Annotated in this window: 18 protein-coding genes; 3 read left to right on the top strand and 15 right to left on the bottom strand. The window is 42.3% G+C overall.

Going from position 1 to position 19,954, the window contains the following annotated elements; translation table 11 throughout:
* Positions 1–31 precede the first annotated feature (31 nt).
* Genes ACEN9X_RS26360 through ACEN9X_RS26350 form a run of 3 tightly spaced genes read right to left on the bottom strand, consistent with a single transcriptional unit; the run spans position 32 to position 2,299 of the window.
* Positions 32–1,018 (bottom strand): TatD family hydrolase, encoded by a 987-nt coding sequence (locus ACEN9X_RS26360; protein ID WP_413667971.1) that lies wholly within the window; start codon positions 1,016–1,018, stop codon positions 32–34.
* A 9-nt stretch (positions 1,019–1,027) separates the two neighbouring features.
* A complete protein-coding gene (locus tag ACEN9X_RS26355; protein ID WP_413667970.1) occupies positions 1,028–1,900 on the bottom strand; it encodes an EboA domain-containing protein in 873 nt (290 codons plus the stop codon).
* Positions 1,901–1,936: 36 nt separating this feature from the next.
* Positions 1,937–2,299 (bottom strand): transmembrane 220 family protein, encoded by a 363-nt coding sequence (locus ACEN9X_RS26350; protein WP_413667969.1) that lies wholly within the window; start codon positions 2,297–2,299, stop codon positions 1,937–1,939.
* Between the two features lie 138 nt (positions 2,300–2,437).
* On the opposite strand from ACEN9X_RS26350, the gene ACEN9X_RS26345 reads away from it, so the two are divergent.
* Positions 2,438–2,746: a tyrosine-type recombinase/integrase gene (locus ACEN9X_RS26345; RefSeq protein ID WP_413671162.1), complete on the top strand. Its 309-nt coding sequence runs from the start codon at positions 2,438–2,440 to the stop codon at positions 2,744–2,746.
* Positions 2,747–3,067: 321 nt separating this feature from the next.
* On the opposite strand, the gene ACEN9X_RS26340 is transcribed toward ACEN9X_RS26345, so the two are convergent.
* The 6 genes from ACEN9X_RS26340 to ACEN9X_RS26315 all read right to left on the bottom strand — a co-directional run bounded on the left by ACEN9X_RS26340 (position 3,068) and on the right by ACEN9X_RS26315 (position 9,599).
* Positions 3,068–3,655, bottom strand: a complete 588-nt coding sequence (locus tag ACEN9X_RS26340) for a hypothetical protein (protein WP_413667968.1) — start codon at positions 3,653–3,655, stop codon at positions 3,068–3,070.
* A gap of 59 nt (positions 3,656–3,714) precedes the next feature.
* Positions 3,715–4,038, bottom strand: coding sequence for a hypothetical protein (locus ACEN9X_RS26335; RefSeq protein ID WP_413667967.1), 324 nt, complete (start codon positions 4,036–4,038; stop codon positions 3,715–3,717).
* A 780-nt stretch (positions 4,039–4,818) separates the two neighbouring features.
* Positions 4,819–7,212 carry a phosphoketolase gene (locus ACEN9X_RS26330; protein ID WP_413667966.1) on the bottom strand — a complete coding sequence of 798 codons (2,394 nt, stop codon included), beginning with the start codon at positions 7,210–7,212 and terminating at the stop codon, positions 4,819–4,821.
* Between the two features lie 18 nt (positions 7,213–7,230).
* Positions 7,231–8,418: an acetate/propionate family kinase gene (locus tag ACEN9X_RS26325; protein ID WP_413667965.1), complete on the bottom strand. Its 1,188-nt coding sequence runs from the start codon at positions 8,416–8,418 to the stop codon at positions 7,231–7,233.
* Positions 8,419–8,513: 95 nt separating this feature from the next.
* Entirely contained in the window at positions 8,514–9,092 is a 579-nt protein-coding gene (locus ACEN9X_RS26320) for an HdeD family acid-resistance protein (RefSeq protein ID WP_413667964.1), read from the bottom strand.
* 75 nt (positions 9,093–9,167) lie between these two features.
* Positions 9,168–9,599: an Hsp20/alpha crystallin family protein gene (locus ACEN9X_RS26315; RefSeq protein WP_413667963.1), complete on the bottom strand. Its 432-nt coding sequence runs from the start codon at positions 9,597–9,599 to the stop codon at positions 9,168–9,170.
* A gap of 222 nt (positions 9,600–9,821) precedes the next feature.
* On the opposite strand from ACEN9X_RS26315, the gene ACEN9X_RS26310 reads away from it, so the two are divergent.
* The gene (locus tag ACEN9X_RS26310; RefSeq protein WP_413667962.1) at positions 9,822–10,682 is read left to right on the top strand and encodes a universal stress protein; all 861 of its coding nucleotides are present in this window, start codon (positions 9,822–9,824) and stop codon (positions 10,680–10,682) included.
* Between the two features lie 296 nt (positions 10,683–10,978).
* Here ACEN9X_RS26310 and ACEN9X_RS26305 read toward each other — a convergent pair whose 3' ends face one another.
* The 5 genes from ACEN9X_RS26305 to ACEN9X_RS26285 form a co-directional block, all read right to left on the bottom strand.
* The gene (locus ACEN9X_RS26305; RefSeq protein ID WP_413667961.1) at positions 10,979–11,710 is read right to left on the bottom strand and encodes a TIGR00730 family Rossman fold protein; all 732 of its coding nucleotides are present in this window, start codon (positions 11,708–11,710) and stop codon (positions 10,979–10,981) included.
* Between the two features lie 78 nt (positions 11,711–11,788).
* Entirely contained in the window at positions 11,789–13,030 is a 1,242-nt protein-coding gene (gene hemA / locus ACEN9X_RS26300) for a glutamyl-tRNA reductase (protein WP_413671161.1), read from the bottom strand.
* A 31-nt stretch (positions 13,031–13,061) separates the two neighbouring features.
* The gene (locus ACEN9X_RS26295; RefSeq protein ID WP_413667960.1) at positions 13,062–13,940 is read right to left on the bottom strand and encodes a universal stress protein; all 879 of its coding nucleotides are present in this window, start codon (positions 13,938–13,940) and stop codon (positions 13,062–13,064) included.
* Between the two features lie 25 nt (positions 13,941–13,965).
* Complete coding sequence (locus tag ACEN9X_RS26290) at positions 13,966–15,309, bottom strand: hypothetical protein (protein WP_413667959.1); 1,344 nt, start codon at positions 15,307–15,309, stop codon at positions 13,966–13,968.
* A gap of 111 nt (positions 15,310–15,420) precedes the next feature.
* Positions 15,421–16,245, bottom strand: coding sequence for a universal stress protein (locus ACEN9X_RS26285; RefSeq protein ID WP_413667958.1), 825 nt, complete (start codon positions 16,243–16,245; stop codon positions 15,421–15,423).
* A gap of 152 nt (positions 16,246–16,397) precedes the next feature.
* Between ACEN9X_RS26285 and ACEN9X_RS26280 the strand changes: the two genes are divergently transcribed.
* Entirely contained in the window at positions 16,398–17,273 is an 876-nt protein-coding gene (locus tag ACEN9X_RS26280) for a universal stress protein (RefSeq protein ID WP_413667957.1), read from the top strand.
* Positions 17,274–17,370: 97 nt separating this feature from the next.
* Here ACEN9X_RS26280 and mgtA read toward each other — a convergent pair whose 3' ends face one another.
* Positions 17,371–19,908 carry a magnesium-translocating P-type ATPase gene (gene mgtA / locus ACEN9X_RS26275; RefSeq protein ID WP_413667956.1) on the bottom strand — a complete coding sequence of 846 codons (2,538 nt, stop codon included), beginning with the start codon at positions 19,906–19,908 and terminating at the stop codon, positions 17,371–17,373.
* Positions 19,909–19,954: the final 46 nt, after the last annotated feature.

Below are 19,954 nucleotides of genomic sequence, written 5' to 3'. Positions count from 1 at the left end.
AGATAAAGATATGGTTTACTGTAGCCCAATGTTAGCTGATAATAATAGATGATTTATCGATCCTGGGCTGCTGGCCACCACGCAATATACTGTTGCCTTCAAATTTCGCGCTCTGATCTACACTGAGGACCGATGTGAAATCCGCCTCATCGATCTGGTCGCTTTGTGCAAAGGCGGCAATAGCGTTGCCGTAGGTGATCAGTTGGATAGCTTCTTCGCTGATGCCGCGCAATTTCATCAGCGCGGCAGTTTTGGGTACCGCCAAAGGGTCGCTGATTCCCCAATCGGCAGCCGAGTTGACCATAATGCGGTCAGGGCCGTATTCCCGGGCTATCTCAACCATACGCTCATTCCCCATTTTGGTAAAGGGATAAATGGTAAACGCGGCCCAGAATCCCCGGTCAAGAACCTCTTTAACGGTTTCTTCGTTGTTATGATCTATAATAACTTTTGACGGATCAATGCCATGTTCTATCGCGATATCCATGCTGCGGCGCGTGCCATTTTTTTTGTCGCGGTGCGGCGTATGAACCTGTACCGGGAGGCCGGCTTCTTTGGCCAATTCCAGTTGCAGGCGATAGTATTTTTCCTCAGCGGCTGTCTGATCATCAAAACCTATTTCGCCGATCCCGACCACACCTTCTTTATAAACAAACAGCGGAAGAATCTCCATTACCTGTTCGGCAAGGCTTTCATTATTCGCCTCTCTTGAATTAAGCCCTATAGTACAGTAATGCTTGATCCCAAATTGTGATGAGCGAAACCTTTCCCAGCCGATCAGGCTGCTGTAGTAATCCCGGAAGCTGTCGATACCAGTTCGGGGCTGTCCAAGCCAAAAGGCTGGTTCGATCAATCCCACCACACCAGCGTCTGCCATAGCCTGATAATCATCAGTAGTACGCGAGGTCATATGCACATGCGGGTCAAAGAAACGCATGCCTTTTACCGACGCCAAATCAAAAGATGCGGCCTTTTCGCCGCTTACTTGCTCTCTGTTCTCAAAATGACTGCAACACATATCCTAAATTTATTTTTTTGTATCGTTGATAAATTTGTTCCAACTCGTTTTCTTTCCGGCTATTGCTTGTAATGGAGCGGTTTCCAGCAATTTCTTTGCAGGCAGGAACCCGCTTTCGCGGATCGCCAGCGCCACAGCCTCTTTTTCAGGTAAACCTAAACGGGGTAACATGCCCCTGATATCGTGCAGGATACCATCATCAATAAAACGGCCAATCAAGCGCCACAACATTGGATCGGTATTGCGGCCTGCGGCCAGGCGCTCAAGGGCGTAATCGATCAGTGTATGGGCAAGCGCGGCATTGGCACGTTCGTCTATCCCTGTGATCAGCTCCAGCCGTTTTTCAGTAAATAAAGCCTTCAGTACCAATTGATTCCACGCGGACTCGGGCAAATTTTCCGAAGGATAAGGGTTATTATACATGATCGCTTCGAGAACCACGCCTAAATTACTACGGTTACCTTCCGTACATCTGTTTACCCATGCCTCCGGGTAGGCAAGCAAGGGTAAGGCCGAATATAAGGCGACCAACTCGTTCATTTCAGCAGCCAAATACAGGTTCTCAATTGTTCGTAAATAACGCCCCTGTTCTGAAGGGTCAATTGTTAATAACAACCAAACACGTGATAGCCGATCAACGGACCATCCTATGGTAGAGAAACCTTTACGTATAGCCGATAAACCAATTTCAATTTCAGTACTGGCATTAACCGGCTTCTTCCCGGTCCTGCGTGGTAAAGCAGCAAAGGCGCTGTTAAATGCTGTTGCCGATACACTATTGACACCTTGTGCCAACAGCCAGTTTGCATCCTCCGCGTTTATATTCCTTACTATGAGTTCAGTAAGCAAGGGTTTGAATTTTTCAATTTCATAAGTGAACATATATTCAATTAATTAAGAATAATTGATCCAAGTTGTTCAGGCCGCTAAATAATTGATCAGCAATGCGCCGGCAATAATCAAAAGTCCGAAGAACTCCCTTGTTTTTTCAATATATGGTTTTTCGGCCTGCATAGTTTCCACCAGGCTTGGCCTGTTGTACTTCGTGATCCAGTCATGTACACCATCTTTGGAAAAATAAATAGTGGTAGCATGAATTAGGTAGATTGCAATTAGGTACAAATATACCCGCGGGTATACCAGATGGAATACTACCAGTCCGCAGCAAATTGCCGCGCTAAGGTATATTGGCACCCAAAGCCAGGGGTCGATATCATTCAGGTTAAGATAAGCGAAGACCAAAAAAGAAAGGCAAAAAATAACGTTTATTATAATAATCATAATGGGCAACTGGGGCTGACAAATTAATAAATGTATCGCAATGTGGTGCGCATAACGCAATATATATTTTCACCAATATGTCCTTTACATTCCGAACCCTTCAGTATATAATTGCTTATCGGGAGCTGATATGTCTACATTCCGAACAAAGCATTCGATCTACTGGGTGAACGAGGCGATCCTTGTACATTTGTCTTTTCTAAGGTCAACTATAATTACACCAGGGCCCTTTTAAAAGCCTGGCCCAAAGAAGCCGGTATAAATAAGCATCTAACCTTCAATTGTCTCCGGCACACCTATGCTACTTTACAGCTTGATCACGGAACAGATATTTATACCATATCAAAACTTTTAGGACACCGGCACCTTAAAACCACGCAACGGTATACCCGTGTTATAGACAAGGCAAGAAAGGAAGCAGCGAACCGGATAATTCTCGACTTTTGATCTGCGCACACCCCGTCATATCACCGCTTAAACAACCGGAGCTGTTAGCATGAAAACTGTCAAAGCCCGGCGATAGCCGGTTTATATAGCCTTGACTGTTTTCATGCGTAGCTAACTTTGTGACTGTGGTGCTGTGACTAACCGATAATTCGTGGGCGGTAAAGGCAGGTGTGTATGAGGAACGAATACACTCCTGCACGTGCGGCGGCGAGGCTGGCAGCCTAATGGAACCCGGAGCGAAGCGCGTGGTGTAATGCAGCCGCCTGCCGCAGCCGCATGGCCATCCGCTCCTGTCAAAAAAGAAAATCGGTCAAAGTGTACTCACTTGGCTGACCTTACTTTCTTCAGGTTATCTCTCGCCGTTTTCTGATCCTTGTCTGCCTGATCGGCAAGAGCTTTAGCAGCAGTAATTATCTGTTGCTTCTCCATCGCCTTTTCTGCCTTAGCGATAAAAGCATTCGGATCATTCTTTAATCCTGTAAGGATTGCTTCCGCTGTTTCAGGATACATCGCCCTGACCAGCCATAAATTATAAGTCTCCTCGTTTAGCCGGTCATTTTGATGATTTAGATACAAAGTTGCACCAAACGAACCTGCTGTCACAACAAAAGCCACCACCACCCCGATAATCAGGCTTTTTGACCATGCCCCAAAGTGATGATAGTTTTTAACACCCATCACTGTAGGCACCCTCGAAACCACAGCTTTCAATTCATCCATCTGTTGCTGGATTTTTTTATCATCATAACGTTTATTAGCCGTTTCGATCCTGCTGGTTATCCGGTCTAATGTTTCTTTGTATTGCTGTAAAAAACTCGTTAGAAAATCCGGTATTTCAGTTTCTACTATTGTTATCCTTTGAATAAACCCTTGTATCAGTTCCTCCAGCATCGTTACTTTTTCTTCCAATTCTTCCTATTGCATAAACCTTAAGTTTTAATAGTTTGAATAATCCTTTTGTAATCACGCTACCTGCTGATCCCTTGTGACTGGGAATGTTCTGCTTCATATTTCTTTCGTTTCCTTTTGGCTATATCCGCATCCCCCATCGGATCGGGCGGACCGGCAACAAACTGCGGTTCCAGCAACGTTTCCAGTAAGCCTTTACCGCCGGATTGATTGTGTATCTGATCAGCCTGGCCTCGCTGCCTGATCGCATCCCTTAACTGATCGGCTAATGAAGGTGAATCTACTTTTCTTACTACATGTTCTTGCTGCGCCCGTAGATTGCGGTTAAGCTGCGTATTAATCCCGGCATAGCTCAAGCTCCGGTCAATGGCAGATCCTTTCATTTTGATATCGCCCTTTTCAAAAGAAATGCCCGGTACGTCATTACCACCGCTCCGATATCACAAACGAATGCTTCGCCAGCTTGATTAACAGGATATCTAATAGGTGGTCATTATGCGGCTTTCCTCAGGAAGTAATATTGTCGATATCATTATTACTAAGCATATATACCCCGATAAAATGTTATTCTGAGAAACAGCAGCAATACGACCAATTAGTTAAAACTCCCCGAAAGGTGCCAGCTTACGAAACAGACTCCCCTCTCTTACCGATCTTTCATCCAGCTTAAAAAAAATTTTACTAACATAATTTGTATGCCCGCAAACATTTCCTAACAACCTTTGTCTCAAAACAAAAGCAGGTTAGAAACCATGAAAAGTACTGTAGCCATTGGCCTGGCAACACTTTACTTGTTTATGTAGCCCTGATCATTACAGGATATGCTTACCCCGTCATTGTACTTAAAGATAACAGCGAGGAGTATCCTGAATTGGGATGCAACAAAGAATTGGGATACCGGGACCGTCAGAAAGAAACGTTGGGTTTATTTTAAAAACCTAACCCGAGCCAAAGCGGGCTTGAGCCTGGGGTATACTCAAGGAGCGTTGCGGCTTCTTTCGTCTTACCATTCTGCCTGATTTCAGCGCTTCAGGATAGCCCAGTGAAAAATGATTGAACAGACTCAAAATTAGCAAGCGGCGCTCCTCCCACCTTCATATTACCCGTACTGAATCAAGTAATTTTTCCTGCAAAATACCTTCGCGAAAACATTTTGTAGTTTTTTATGATTTACTTCCCACTTTCCATTGCCAATTCCTTATCTCAGGCATATCTTCCCCATGAGCGCAGATAAATTGTTTATGCTCAACTAACTTATCCATTAATTTCTGTTTTAAATATGTGCCCCTACTGCCAAGTGTAGCCACGCGATCTATAACATCGATAGTTAGATGAAACCTGTCCATTTCATTTAAAACAGTCATATCAAATGAGGTGGTAATTGTACCTTCTTCCTTGTATCCCCTTACGTGAATATTATTATTGGTGCGGTTATAGGTAAGCCGGTGAATAAGCCATGGATATCCATGAAAAGCAAAAATCACAGGCTTATTGGCAGTAAATAGCGCGTCAAAATCATGATCATTCAAGCCATGAGGATGCCCGGATTGCCTTTCGAGCTTCAAAAGGTCAACTACATTTACAACCCTTATTTTTAAATCCGGCAGGTGTTCCCTTAGAATGGATACCGCAGCAAGGGTTTCCAGTGTAGGGATATCTCCGCAACACGCCATTACTACATCCGGATCACAGTCCTGATCATTACTCGCCCAGTCCCAAATCCCTATTCCTCTTGTACAATGATCTACAGCATCTTTCATATTCAACCATTGTGGGGAAGGATGTTTTCCAGCCACCATAACATTTACATAATGACTGCTCCGCAGGCAATGATCCATTACAGATAAGAGGCAATTAGAATCGGGCGGTAAATAAACTCTCACAATCTCTGATTTTTTGTTGATCACATGATCTATAAAACCCGGGTCCTGGTGGGTAAAACCGTTATGATCCTGCCGCCAAACGGTAGATGTTAGCAGTATATTTAATGAAGCTATCTTTCTTCGCCATGGGATCTCGCTGGTCATTTTGAGCCATTTGGCATGCTGATTAAACATCGAATCTACAATATGAATAAATGCTTCATAGCAGTTGAACAGGCCATGCCTGCCGGTAAGCAGGTATCCTTCCAGCCAGCCTTCGCATTGATGTTCACTCAACATTTCCATTACCCTTCCGGTTGCAGCCAAGTATTCATCATTTGAATCAACATCGGCATTCCATTGCCTGTTGGTTACTTCAAAAACAGCTTCCAGTTTATTCGAAACCGTTTCATCCGGACCAAAAACGCGAAAATTTTGGGGATTAAGGGATATAACGTCCCGTAAAAAACGTCCGGATACGTGTACATCACCCTCCCCCGCAACACCAGGGGCAGGTACATTTACGGTGTATTGCTGGAAATCCGGCAGGCGGAGTTCTTTCAATAATAGCCCACCGTTAGCATGAGAATTCGCCCCCATCCGGCGGTTCCCTTTCGGTGCTATCTCCGCTATCTCTTTTTTCAAGCTGCCGTCGATATCAAATAATTCTTCAGGCCGATAGCTTTTCATCCAGCTCTCAAGCATTTGCAAATGGCTTTCGTAAGCTGGTGACACTGTAAGCGGGATTTGATGAGAGCGGAACGTACCCTCTATTTGTTTTCCGTCGACAACTTTAGGTCCTGTCCAGCCTTTGGGTGACCGCAGAATAACCATCGGCCATTTTGGCCTCTCCATTCCGGGGTGTTCGGCGGCATTATATTTAATTTGCTTAAGGTAATGAATCGATTGCTCCAAGGCTGCCGCCATAGCCTGGTGCATAAATTCAGGATCTGATCCTTCAACAAATATCGGGCTATAACCATAACCATAAAATAGCTGTTCCAGCTCATCGTGAGGTAAACGGGCTAATACGGTTGGGTTAGATATTTTATAGCCGTTGAGATGCAAAATGGGCAATACGGCACCATCGGTAAGCGGATTTAGAAATTTGTTAGAGTGCCAGGCAGTTGCAAGCGGCCCGGTTTCGGCCTCACCGTCGCCAACTACACACGCAACTATCAAGTCTGGGTTATCAAGCACCGCGCCAAACGCGTGACTTAGCGAATAACCCAGCTCTCCTCCTTCGTGCATTGATCCCGGTGTTTGGGGCGAGGCGTGGCTGGAGATACCACCGGGAAATGAAAACTGTTTGAATAGTTTTCTCATCCCAGCCTTATCCTGGCTAACTTCGGGATATATTTCACTATAAGTACCCTCAAGGTAGGTGCCTGCAACTACAGCAGGCCCCCCGTGCCCGGGACCGGAAATATAAAGCATGTTTAGGTCGTACCTGTTAATAAGCCTGTTGAGGTGTGTGTATATAAAGTTTTGACCGGGTGTGGTTCCCCAGTGCCCCAATTGCATCTTTTTTATATGCTCTATCTTTAAAGGCTCATCCAGCAGCGGATTATCGCACAAGTAAAGCTGGCCAACAGATAAATAATTTGCTGCACGCCAATATGCATCCAATTTTGTTAAACAATCATCGGTTAACGGTGCATTCTCGTTTTGGGTAATATCCGTTATCATTTTCATTTCTTAACTTTTAAAAATTTAAATGTTCATTAATTCACTAATCGTCTCAGCCATCATTAGCTCTTCATCGGTTGGCATTACATAAACTTTAACCCCCGCTTCAGCTACTGATATGACATTTTCGTTTTTTTGGTTTGCTTCGTAATCAAGCTCGATTCCTAAAAATTCAAGCCCCGCGCATACCTTTTTTCGTATCACTGCTGCTTTTTCCCCTATTCCACCTGTGAAAACCAAGGTATCAATGCCACCTAAAGCGGCAGTGAAGGCTCCAACAGATTTCTTAACATAATAGCAGAACAGATCTACCGCTTCTCCTGCAAAATAATCCGTTGCGTCCCGCGAAAGCAGGTCATGCATATCGCCGCTGCTTCCGGAGACACCCAAAAGTCCCGACTCATGGTTGGTCATGTGGATAAATTGATCGGCAGTAAGCCGTTCATGCTTCATAATGTGCCAGGCCACGCCAGGGTCAATATCTCCCGACCGGGTGCTCATTGGCAACCCCGAAGCTGGGGTAAAACCCATGGTGGTATCCACGCTTTTGCCGTCCTTCACCGCCGCCAGGCTCGAACCATTACCTAAGTGCGCAATGATAATTTTGCCTTCCCCGTTGCCCTCTGCCTTTAACTTTTGCATGATATATTGATACGAAAGGCCGTGGAAGCCGTAACGCTGTATTCCAGTTTGTGTAAAGCGCCTTGGCAATGGCAGTAACTTGGCTACGGCTGGCATATCCTGATGGAAATATGAATCGAAACAAACATATTGGGGCAATTGCGGATAACGATATATGAAAGCTTCGATCAGCTTAATTTCGTTTGGCAGATGCTCCGGATCATCACCGGCCTCCTGTTTTAAAGAGGATAACATGCGGTCATCAACAATAGCGGGTGAGCAATCCTCCATGCCATGTACCATCCTGTGCACTATAACTTTAACCTGGGTGAATGACGGTTGGCATTCCAACCAGTCAACAATGAATTTTATCGCCGATACATAATCACTAACATCATTAGGGAGTGGTTCAATTTCGGAGAACTGATTTCTTGTAAGTTCAAATGACATTCCGGGTAAGCCAATGCGGACTATCCGTCCGTCTCCTATTTTCTGAACATTATCACTTAGGCGGAATAAAGAGAATTTGATACTTGATGAACCTGCATTAATTGCAAGTAATGCTGCCGGGGTTGGAACTTCTGGGTTCATTTTCAGACATTTAAATACTGTAACAAATACTAAACGCCCAATATTCGTTAAATGAAACCGGGCTACTGATTATTGAAAGAAAACTAATGACAATGTCACCTATGGCCGGATATACGCCGGCTTATTTCCTTTATCTTTATTGAAATAACGATCCTGAATATTCCGGCCCCTAAAAAAGCCAGCCCGGTCCAAATGATCAGATTTGCTATTCCAAAAGCAGGATAGGCCAGTATCCCTACCGAGAAAAAAACAACAACAAGGCTGTTAAATAAGATCCAGCCCCAACTTGAAATACCATAAGCACGCATATCGATAGCACTTCCAATCCCCATTATCCCTCTAACCAGCAACCAAAAGCCAATAATAATCGGAAGTAGCATCATGGTTATTGAAGGATAGCTAAAGAGGTAACTTCCAATAGCAATATCAATGAGCCCGCTTGCCAATAACCACCCCCAGCGCTCAATATGTCTGATGCTCATGAGGGATACAATGGCTTCAAAAAAACCTGTTATGATCATGCCTGCTGCAAACGTAAGGCTGAGCGATAAGTAGGACTGCAGCGGCGATAAAATGATCCACACGCCGAGAATAGAAAGTAATATCCCTGATAATAGCATCAACACCCAATATCTTGAGGGCACTCTGGCACTTTTATAAACCACTACTTCCATCGCTTGATTTTTTTCGCTTTAGATCAAAGAAAAAGTTGCACCGGTGCAACCAGGCACAGGTGCAACGTGGTTTGATCAGTCAATATTGATTTTCTTTTTCTCCGTTGTGTCCTGCTTTGTTTTGCGGATATCAATAGTCAGTAATCCGTGATTGTAGTTTGCTTTGATATGCTCGTTGTCCACATTGTCCGGCAAGCGAAAAGTGCGGGTAAACGAAGTATTAGAAAACTCCTTACGGGTATAATTTTTCTTTTCTTCGTTATGCTCCTCGCTGGTTTCCGCACTTATATTTAACAAGCCATTTTCGGTACTGATATTAAAATCATCTTTTTTAAAACCCGGAGCGGCAACTTCAAGCTCATAATTATCCTTAGTATCACGAATGTTTACCGCGGGCAATAATTCCTGATTAAATAAAGGGAACGTGAAAAAACTGTCGTTGTTCCAAAAATCTTCCATCATTGAACGTAATGAAGGCGCGTTGTTTGATTTTACTAATGTTGACATAGCGGTATGTATTAAGTTTATAGTCCAAAATTGGGAACAAACCATTTAACGTAACATGACGGCCGTCACAATAAGGTATGACATTCAACATCAAAGTGTTGCAGTGGCTGAATAATCGATGTCCGATATCAGTATTCCTGATGATCACGATCATTTGCAGCGGGGCTTATTATGCAAAAATTTGTATAAACAATTTCAATAACATTAAACCAATTTGTCATCATGAAAACTATCCTTGCACTTACCGATTTTTCTGATAATTCAGTAAACGCGGCTAACTCAGCTGTGTTGCTTGCGGGTAAATTACATGCCAACATGCTGTTGTATCATAATTATGAAACGATAGCTGTAGCTTCTACTTTCTCAGGCGGCCCTTACGTAGATGAAGAGTTTTTTTTAGCTACCACTGAAACAAAGAAAAAGCTTGACCACCAGCTAAACACCCTTCAATACATTGCCGATGACATTGATAAAAGCTATCGTAAACCAACACTCAAAGGTTTGAGTGGTGACGGAAACCTGGAAGACAACCTCAAACAGGTAATTGATGAAAACCAAATCGAATTTATAACTATGGGCGCACCATCAGGTACATCAATCGACCATTTGTTTTTTGGCAGTGAAACGAATAAAATAATAAGGCATGCTCAAAAACCCGTACTTGTTATACCTGCCAATGGTGCTTTAGCAGATATTAAAAATGTAGTATTCGCCACAACTTTTGATGAACCCGACATCCAGGCCCTGCACTATTTAATAAACCTTGGCAAAACCTTTCATTTTAGCATCGAAGTGGTACACGTAAATCAACCGGTTAAGGACAAGCAGCAACAGATTGAAAAGGAAGCGGCATTCCAAAAGCACATAGCCAGATTTGGGTATGATAAAATCTCGTTCAGAAACCTTGGAGGTCATGATGTTGCAGACAGGCTGCACCGTCATTGTGCTGAGGTAAAACCGGATATTCTTGCTGTAGTTCATCATCAGCATTCGTTCTTCAGACGCTATTTTGAGCACAGCACAACTAAAGATGCTCTTGAAGATTTAAAACTACCATTATTCATTTTTCCTGCAACTGTATAACGCGTACCGGCATTATTAATGATCTGTTATTTACTAATAAGGGCTTATAACATTAGAACACTTAACTGGCTTTCCAATGCTGTAAGCCTTTATTACAAGCAGATATCAGAAAAAACAATTTTCGGCAATGGGCAACTGACTGTGTGGCGAGAGAGTTGATTAAAAAAACGGCACCAGGCTCAATTTGGCTTTCAATATTGATAGTATTCTGTACTAATTCGAGATAATGCTTAACAATATTGTGGTTCAAGCCGGTAAATCGTCCCTGTTGATCCCGTTAAATATCAGCAGATAATTTAAATGTGCTCGAGCAGCCATTTCATTGGCTTTATGGGGTTAGCGGGTTTTAAACCGAAAGCTTTGATGCTCTTCTCTGCTATCAGGCTAACTGCTTCTTGTATATCATCGGTAATCAGGTATAATTTCGTGTCGTTGGGCCCAATGGTTCCATTCGCCTTCATCAGGTTGATATGTTCCACAAGCTCCCTGTGATAAGCTTTGCCGAAAATAATAACGGGAAAGTTTTCTATTTTATGGGTTTGAATCAGGGTAAGCGCTTCAAAGTACTCGTCCATGGTACCGTAACCGCCCGGCATTACTACAAAGGCAAAAGAATATTTGACCAGCAATACTTTCCTGATAAAAAAATGCTTCATATAAACCCACTTATCGAGGTAACGATTGGGTTTCTGCTCCACTGGTAGCTGAATATTACAAGCTACCGATTTACCGCCAACATCCTTAGCGCCACGATTGGCCGCTTCCATAAGTCCCGGCCCCCCTCCGGTCATTATAGTAAACCCAAGTTTAGCAAATTCGGCCGCGGCTTTTCTGGTAAGTTCATAATAAGGGTGGTCTTCATTAAACCTGGCAGAACCGAAAACGGTAATACAAGGGCCGATAAAATGCAAAGCACGGAAACCCTTTATAAATTCCCACATGGTTTCTAAAGTAAAACGCAACTCCTTGAACCGGGAACGGGGACCTTCCAGGAATGCGATCTCTGATTTGCTTACATCGTTAGCCATAAGAAGTTATTTTAATCAAATCTGTTGATTAAAACAGAATTTTGAAATGATCTTAGTCAATAACTTATTTGACAGATATCATATCAGAGCGGTTTTTTGCACCGAAAACTGAGGTGACATAAAATCATTTAAAGCTTCAAGATAATGGCAGCCGACTTGATTTGAGCTTTTCATTTTTGTGGCTGTTTCATTCAAAATTTGCTGTATCCTTTGTTGCTCTTCAAAAACAATAGGGCTACCTGTACCATGGGCAAGCAATGATTGACTTATACAAATGGAGGTTAGTTTTCCTTTAATAGTATTTACCAATAAAAGGCTTCTACGAATTTCACACCACTCCATAAACTTGTCAATAAAGTATTCATTGATCTTTTGGGCGGCGCATACGTCCCCTTGTCTTTTTTGTAACGTTTTACTATTAATCAGCGATACCTCATCAATATTAACTAAATCAATATGAGGCAATTTTGCTGCTTCCGGGTCAACATTATAGGGCATGGACAAATCTATAACCAGTTTTTTACCCGGGCATTCAAGGTCTCCTTTTAAAACAATGGGATAAGGTGCCCCTGTAGCCACGATGATAATATCAGAAGATCTTATCAGGCTATTCAAATCGTCAATGGCTGCGTAATCAGTATTCATTTCACCTGCAATTTCGCTTGCCTTATCTACAGAACGGTTAACCACAGTAATACTAACCCTCCCCAGGTATTCGGTCAGATTCTTACATGTTAGCCGCGCCATTTTTCCGGCGCCCACGAGCAATATTTTACTATCAATATTAAAAAGGCTATGTTTTTTTATGAGTTGAGCGGTTGCGAAAGAAACGGATGTAGTTCCCTTACTCAAGCCGGTTTGATTTTTAACCTGCTTCGATGCCTGCAAAGCGGTGTTGTAAAGCTTCTCTAAAAAACTATCGATAAAGGCACGTTCTTTGGCAAATTTAACAGCTTGTTTTAACTGCCCTACAATTTCATAATCACCCAGTATCTGTGAGTCTAAACCTGCCGCAACATTAAATAAATGCCTAACTGCATTCACGTTCTCTTTCACATAACAATAAGCGGTAAATTCATTCTTTTTGCCAACGGCAACACCACATAATAAATCAATAAGCTTGTTTGCATTGTCTGTTAACCCATAAATTTCGGTACGGTTACATGTTGACAGAACAAATACCGAATTGATACCATAGCTATTTGCCCTTTTTAATAAAGCTTCATATTGCCCGCTGCTTATCGCAAATTTACCCCTGTTATCGGCGTCTGTTTTTTTGTAACTTATCCCAATGACATAAAAATTACGGATATCCGCCATGCTGTTAATTGTTTTCAAAATATTCGCTCAGTTAAAAGTGTACGGCAGGCAGGCCTTCAGGCAGCATTAGCAGGGGTATTTCAATATGATGTGAAAGCTTTTGAGTGTAACTAAAACCTAAAAGCTGTCCGAGGGGGCTTAGCCTCCGGTGTACCATAACCAGCATATCAATTACACCGTGTTCGCTAAGCCAGTCGAGCCCGTGCATTACATCTATACTTTTTATGTGCTTATAATAGATTTTGGGATAATTGGCTTTACAGGTAACCTCTTTTAAAAATTCATCAACTTTTCGTTTATCATCACCTTTTTCAAATTTGTCGTCGGTAATATGGGCTATTAACAACTCGGCGTTGAAATAGTAAGCCAGGCTGGCTACCGAATGAATCAGTTCGATATCTCCCCTACTCAAATCAGTAGCAAACGCTATTTTAAATATCGGACGAAAACGGGCCTCCGCCGGGATTAGCAGTACCGGGAATGTTGCTTTATTAATGATCTCCTGGGTATTACTCCCTAAAAAAAACCTGCTTACAGCCCCTTCTCCCGACATTCCCATTACTACCATTACACATTTTTGTTCTTCAACGGCGTTTCTTATCACATCCATTACTTCACCGGTAGCGCTATGGGTGCCGATAAATTCGCGACCAGAGGCAATTTTCTCAAAAGGGACTTCATGTCGTAAAGTTACCGACAAGTACTTCAGTTCCTGGTCCGCATCTTCCTTCAAAGAGGCATAATCTTCCAGCGGCCAGGCAACCTGCGCCGCCATGGGGGCTTCCGATGGCACTTTAATAGCATGGCACAACGTTACCCCGGCCCTTATATTTTTTGCAAGGTTTAAAGCATAGCTTGCCGCATTGTGAGCAGGAGCTGAAAAATCGGTTGGTACTAAGATCGTTTTCATAACTTAACAACTATTAATAATATGATCATTTAGTTTTATTGTTAGGCTTAATATCATAAAGCATGTTTTCAAACGTGCTGTCCAAATTGTAAACGTCATTGTATTTAACAATCTGGCCGTTTACAATAGCCGCCGTAATGTAGGTGATCCTGATTGGGATGGGCTTTTTTAATGAGAAAACCTTAACTTCACGGTTCATCAAAGCGCGATGAACTGATTTTATATCATTTTTATCACCGCCTGTTATTAGTAATTGCTTTGCAAGCTCCTCCCCTCGCTCAATCTTTATACCTCCGTCACTTGCTGCCCTTCCCCCTTTGCCGAATAAACTTTTATCTGATACTCCCTGTAGTTCAATACCTGCTTTATTGCCTGGCATAAAGTATATATATGCCCCTTTTCCTTCGTTAGGTGCTGCGGCTTTGAATGAAAAATCTCCGGAATTAAATTTATCCCGGCTCTCGCTTTTTATAATCCGAGGTCCTGCCGAAGTTGCAAAATCTGTAAGCATGCTAACCATTAATGGAGTTGGTGTCGCACGTTTTCCCACAATAACTCTAAAGTTAATTGTCGTATCCGGCCGTACCAGTCTTAATGAATAAGTTGGAATGTTGATCTGGATATAAGTACTGTCATTAATCTCGGCCCATCGCAGCCTTTCCATATTGACGGCTATTTTCCTCACGTCGGCTTCAGGTGTTTCATAGCAATCGCCTTCATAAACCCCTTTTATCATGTGTAACTGATGCTGAAAAATCTTATAATCTTCATTAGCTGGCTGCACTTTTACTATCGCGTCCATAAAGGCAGGTTGGTTGAGCGCGTTAGCTAAAATATCGCTGCCATTGAAACCATTTACAGTTTCCCTATCAATTTTTGCAGGTGAATAATATGGGTTTAACTTGCCGAAATGCAGGTTATTCATGAAGGTAAGCATGGCATCTGTAAGCAGTATTTCAAACCTGGCTTTTTGGCTGTTGCTTATTTTTTCGGGCTGTTCAAGTATTTTGTGAAGTAGTGGGTACAATAGGTCTTTAGGGTGATAATCCTCGTGCCTTAAACCAAACTGTAATACACAATCAACCAGCAGCATGGCGGCCCAGGTTTTATTCTGGTCTTTTTGCTCTAATGTCCAAACAGGTGCAAAATTACGCTTAAGATAAAAACGCTTTGTTGACAAAGGGAAATATAACACGCTATTTACCGCCCTGTCATTCAGTTGCCTGGTTATCTCCGCTTTTACCGAAGTATCGGTTTTTAAAATTGCTAAGCCCCTGGCCTGAACATTGGCAGCAGTAAGAACGCATGAGATAAAAAGAAAAATTACAACTCTGTTAATAACCGCGTTATTCATCTCACCTGTTTTCATAACATCTTTTTTTATAATGTAAAGTTGCAACGCACCAATTGCTAAATTAGTGACAGCCGTCACTTATCTGATTGATCCTCAACACCCGGATAAACCATAACCAACTGAAATTCAATAAGGAAAGATTATAACCGGAATAGTTACCTGAACAGGCACAGAACTACCTTTGCTTTCTGCAGCCAATTCTTCGCAATGAAAACGATGATGAACAACGGCCAGCAGATCGGCATTCATAGTGTGTACCATAACATCAACTGCCCGGGTAACATCACGTTCCTTCGTATTATTAAAATGCAATTGTTCGTAATTAATCCTTGTACTTATTTCATCATTGAATAGGCTGAGCGCATAGTTTTGTTCAATATGGGGCAATCCTTTTGCCGACAGGTGTGTGAGCAACAAATTGGCTTTATATGGCCGGGCCAGCGCGGCAAGGTAATGCAGCACACTTAACCGGCAATACCTTAAGTCAGCGATATAAATAACTTGTTTAAAACCCTGCCTGTCATATTTTTCAGGAATTAGCATCAACGGACATGTGATCCTGTTTAAAACCGACTGAATTTTTATTTCCGTGTCAAAAGGTTCAGGTTTCGTCCCCCCTTTTATTACCAGCCAGATATTATTTTTATTGATGTAAGAGATTAATTGAGCTTCAGTATCAAGCAATGCGTCAAATTCATCAATTGGGGGCACAAAAGCACCTGTTGCTACCAATTTGAGTTGAGCCGAAAGATCTTGCGTTGGTTCAGTAATATCATATTCGGGTATATTTTGGCCGGCCAACTGGAGTTTTCTGGATGCCGCAGGCCGTTTTAATGGATAAACATGTGCCAACACCAAACTTGCTTCTGCCTGCTGAGCCATGCTAAGGGCAAAATGTGCCGCATGTTTTGCTGATGCGGAACCATCGTCAATTACAAGGATCGTTTTCATAATAATGCTTTTTAGGTGAATAACCGGGTAACATCTGCAAAATAAGCTATCTGTAAAACCTCATTCACTGATGACTATCAATCATTTATATGATTTTCATCATGCTTTTCCTGCCGCGGGTATCGCATTTTTACCTTAAAAATTACCGGATCATGAAAACCGTTATTGCACTCACCGATTTCTCCCCTAATGCGACACACGCCGCACATTTTGCATTAAAACTTGCAATGAGCCTAAAAGCCAATTTACTATTGTGCAATGCTTATCTGTTGCCTTCAGAAATTCCAAGTCCTTACACTGTTGGCTGGCCGGTTGAAGAATATGATATGCTGAGCGAAGAAAGCACCAACATGCTAAACCTTTTGAAGAGCCAATTGGAAACCTGGCGGGGTACTCTTCGTGAAGAAAATGGGTTTAGCCCTCAAATATCTGTTAATAGTTCTTTTGGCAATTTGTGCAGCGTAATAAAATTCCTTTCATCCACCAATAACGTTGCTATGATTGTGGCCGGCACGCATGATAAAGACCGATTAAATACCTTTTTGCAAGGCAACAACATGAAAAGCATGGTGAATAATTTAGACCTTCCCCTGTTGCTTGTTCCTCCCGCCGCCGGGTTTGACGATATCAGGCGTATAGCGTTCGCGACCGATCTGACATCAACAAAAGACGATATTGAGGCTATTGAATCATTAACCAAACTTATAGAACCGCTTAATGCAGAAATACTATTAACAACAGTTGACGAGCACGATAATTACTTCGCTCTCAATGAACGATTTATGCAGGAAATATTGAACGCCATGGCATTAAAAAACAAAAACGATTTATTGAGCACCAAAATTCTGAGATCTAAAGAAATTGAAAATGAGCTTGCAACACTTTGCGTAGAAGAGCATGTGGATATGCTGGCGATGGTGCATCATCATTTGGGTTTTATAAAACGTTTATTTAAGGGCAGCCACACGCTTGAAATGACTAAAAATGTAAATGTGCCCATATTAATATTCAATGCCCGGGTAAATTAACTATATCATCAGGTAAACTGGCAGCATACTTTCAAATCCTACCCGCGAAATAATTTAGTTGTTCCTGCTTAAAACTACGGGGCATGCAAATAAATAGTTACTTAGCAATTCGTTTATAAAACCATTGCTTCGCAAGTTCCGCTGATAAGATGTACGCTATTACTGTGCCCATCATCAACACATAATACTTCCATGATAGTGTTATAAAACCAAACATTGCTGCAAAGGGTGAAAATGGAATAGCCAATACCAGGAACATTATGCCGGTAGTTACCAATGATAAATATTTACCCGGCAGGCTTTTCATAAATGACAAACGTGTACGCACTACCAATACAATCAAAATAGCTGAAATCACGGATTCGGTGAACCAACCGGTTTGAAAAACCTTTTCATTGGGGTGCAGCACAAAAATGAGCACCGCAAAAGTGAGGTAATCAAAAACCGAACTCAGTAAACCAAAAACAATCATGAAACGCTGAATAAAGCGTAGGTCCCAGCGTTGAGGTGTTTTAACATTAATATCGTCCACCTTGTCCGAAGAAATAGTCATTTCAGGAAAATCGGTTAACAGATTAGTGAGCAATATTTGTTTTGGCAACAATGGCAAAAATGGTAAAAACAACGATGCACCGGCCATACTGAACATATTGCCAAAATTGGCACTGGTAGCCATAAAAATATACTTCATGGTATTGGTGAAAGTTTTACGGCCTTCCGTAACACCATTGATTAATACATTGAGGCCCTGGTTCAACAGTACTATGTCGGCCGCCTCCTTAGCTACGTCAACAGCAGAATTTACAGAAATACCTACGTCAGCAGTATGCAGCGCGGGGGCGTCATTTATTCCGTCGCCCATAAAACCAACAACATTCCCTGCTTTTTTTAGTATGCTTATAATCCGCTCTTTTTGGCTTGGTTCAACCTCCGCAAAAATATCGGTAAGTGGTGCGCTATGCCGGAGTGCGGAATTACTCATATTGCGCATTTGCTGACCTGTAAGTATCCGAACTGATTGAAAGCCGATTTGCCGCGCGAGATTAAGGGCCACCGGCGCATTATCACCCGTAATTATTTTTAGCTTTATACCAAGGTTTTGCAACTTTTCAATTGTTTGAAGCATGCCCACCCGGGGTGGGTCAAACAGCGTTACAAATCCAAGGAATACCATATTATTTTCATTATCCCTCGTAAAAACCTGGTCATCGGCCACTTCTTTATAGGCAACCCCCAGCGTTCGAAGCCCCAAATCGCTTAATTTGTGATAAAGATCTAACATCGCCTGTTTACGATCTCCTATATCTTCAATAACACCTTCGGACACTTCAACCCGGTTACAGATATCAAGAATTACACTTAACGCACCCTTGGTGATAGCCAGGTTAGCAGCCTGGCTTTTCAATTGTACGGTGAGCCGCTTACGGATAAAATCATATGGAATTTCAGTAATTACAGAAAAGGGTTCTAAGTCTTTTTGTCCGGTACCGGCTGAGCAAATAGCAACATCTATGGGGTTTACAAAACCCTGCTGGGATCTGGCATTAAGCCAGGCATAGGTAAACACTTTATCGTTATGATCGCCCTTAAAATCAAGTGTATCTTTTAAATTAACTTTTCCCCCGGTAATAGTGCCGGTTTTATCAGAGCATAATATATTCATGCTGCCAAAATTTTCTATAGCGCTAAGGCGCTTTACGATTACCTCTTGTTTGGCCATCCTTCGGGCGCCTGATGAAAGATTAACGGTAATAATTGCAGGTAAAAGCTGCGGGGTAAGGCCAACGGCCAAAGCAAGTGAAAATAAAAAGGAATCAAGCACCGGTTTATGTAGCAATACGTTTATCGCAAAAATCACCAATACCAATAAAAGGGTGATTTCCATTAGCATATAACCAAATTTTCTTATCCCTCTTTCAAAATCGGTTTCTGGCGCTTTCAATAACAAATCATTTGATATTTTCCCAAATTCTGTATTTCGCCCTGTTTGTACTATTAGCGCTTTTCCGATGCCGCTCACTACACTCGAGCCCATGAAAAGACAATTGTTGCGCCTGGCTAAAGGTGTGTTAGCGCGTTCAATACCAGGATTTTTTTCAACCGGATAGGTTTCGCCGGTAAATGCTGCTTCATCAACAAACAGGGCATCTGATTCAATGATCAGGCAATCGGCAGGCACAATATCCCCGGCCGACAGACAGATAACATCCCCCGGAACTACACCAGTTACTTCAAGCTCTGTTTTTTTGCCATCACGCAGTACGGTGCAATGTAATTGAACCATTTTCAACAATTCATTAACTGCGCCGGCAGCCCCCCTCTCCTGCCAAAACCCCAAAATACTGCTAACAAGCACTATACCCATGATAATTAAAGTATCGGCCATGTCACCTAAACCGGCAGACAGTAATGCTGCGGCTATAAGTAATAATGTTACAGGGCTTTTAAATTGAGAGAGTAACAATACCAGATTGTTGAATTTGCTTGCTTTTTTTAATGTATTGGCACCGTGTTGTTTAAGCCTTTCAATAGCTTGCGATGAACTAAGCCCTGTAACTGTAGTGTCAAGCAAGTGCAATGCGTCATCTTGCGTAAGCTGCCAGAAGGTATTTAATTGATTGTTTTTATGTTCCATTGGTTTTGGCCGAAGAGATTTTGGAAATACCTGTCAAATTAAGCCC

This window comes from Mucilaginibacter sp. Mucisp86, from assembly GCF_047324315.1.
Taxonomy (GTDB): domain Bacteria; phylum Bacteroidota; class Bacteroidia; order Sphingobacteriales; family Sphingobacteriaceae; genus Mucilaginibacter.
The sequence above is the reverse complement of the archived record's forward strand: the minus strand, read 5'-3'. Positions and strand labels throughout refer to the sequence as shown.

Coding starts and splice junctions, on each gene's coding strand:
- ACEN9X_RS26360 (WP_413667971.1), bottom strand. CDS start 1,018: ATGTGTTGCAGTCATTTTGAGAACAGAGAGCAAGTAAGCGGCGAAAAG.
- ACEN9X_RS26355 (WP_413667970.1), bottom strand. CDS start 1,900: ATGTTCACTTATGAAATTGAAAAATTCAAACCCTTGCTTACTGAACTC.
- ACEN9X_RS26350 (WP_413667969.1), bottom strand. CDS start 2,299: ATGATTATTATAATAAACGTTATTTTTTGCCTTTCTTTTTTGGTCTTC.
- ACEN9X_RS26335 (WP_413667967.1), bottom strand. CDS start 4,038: ATGAAAGGATCTGCCATTGACCGGAGCTTGAGCTATGCCGGGATTAAT.
- ACEN9X_RS26330 (WP_413667966.1), bottom strand. CDS start 7,212: ATGAAAATGATAACGGATATTACCCAAAACGAGAATGCACCGTTAACC.
- ACEN9X_RS26325 (WP_413667965.1), bottom strand. CDS start 8,418: ATGAACCCAGAAGTTCCAACCCCGGCAGCATTACTTGCAATTAATGCA.
- ACEN9X_RS26320 (WP_413667964.1), bottom strand. CDS start 9,092: ATGGAAGTAGTGGTTTATAAAAGTGCCAGAGTGCCCTCAAGATATTGG.
- ACEN9X_RS26315 (WP_413667963.1), bottom strand. CDS start 9,599: ATGTCAACATTAGTAAAATCAAACAACGCGCCTTCATTACGTTCAATG.
- ACEN9X_RS26310 (WP_413667962.1), top strand. CDS start 9,822: ATGAAAACTATCCTTGCACTTACCGATTTTTCTGATAATTCAGTAAAC.
- ACEN9X_RS26305 (WP_413667961.1), bottom strand. CDS start 11,710: ATGGCTAACGATGTAAGCAAATCAGAGATCGCATTCCTGGAAGGTCCC.
- hemA (WP_413671161.1), bottom strand. CDS start 13,030: ATGGCGGATATCCGTAATTTTTATGTCATTGGGATAAGTTACAAAAAA.
- ACEN9X_RS26295 (WP_413667960.1), bottom strand. CDS start 13,940: ATGAAAACGATCTTAGTACCAACCGATTTTTCAGCTCCTGCTCACAAT.
- ACEN9X_RS26290 (WP_413667959.1), bottom strand. CDS start 15,309: ATGAAAACAGGTGAGATGAATAACGCGGTTATTAACAGAGTTGTAATT.
- ACEN9X_RS26285 (WP_413667958.1), bottom strand. CDS start 16,245: ATGAAAACGATCCTTGTAATTGACGATGGTTCCGCATCAGCAAAACAT.
- ACEN9X_RS26280 (WP_413667957.1), top strand. CDS start 16,398: ATGAAAACCGTTATTGCACTCACCGATTTCTCCCCTAATGCGACACAC.
- mgtA (WP_413667956.1), bottom strand. CDS start 19,908: ATGGAACATAAAAACAATCAATTAAATACCTTCTGGCAGCTTACGCAA.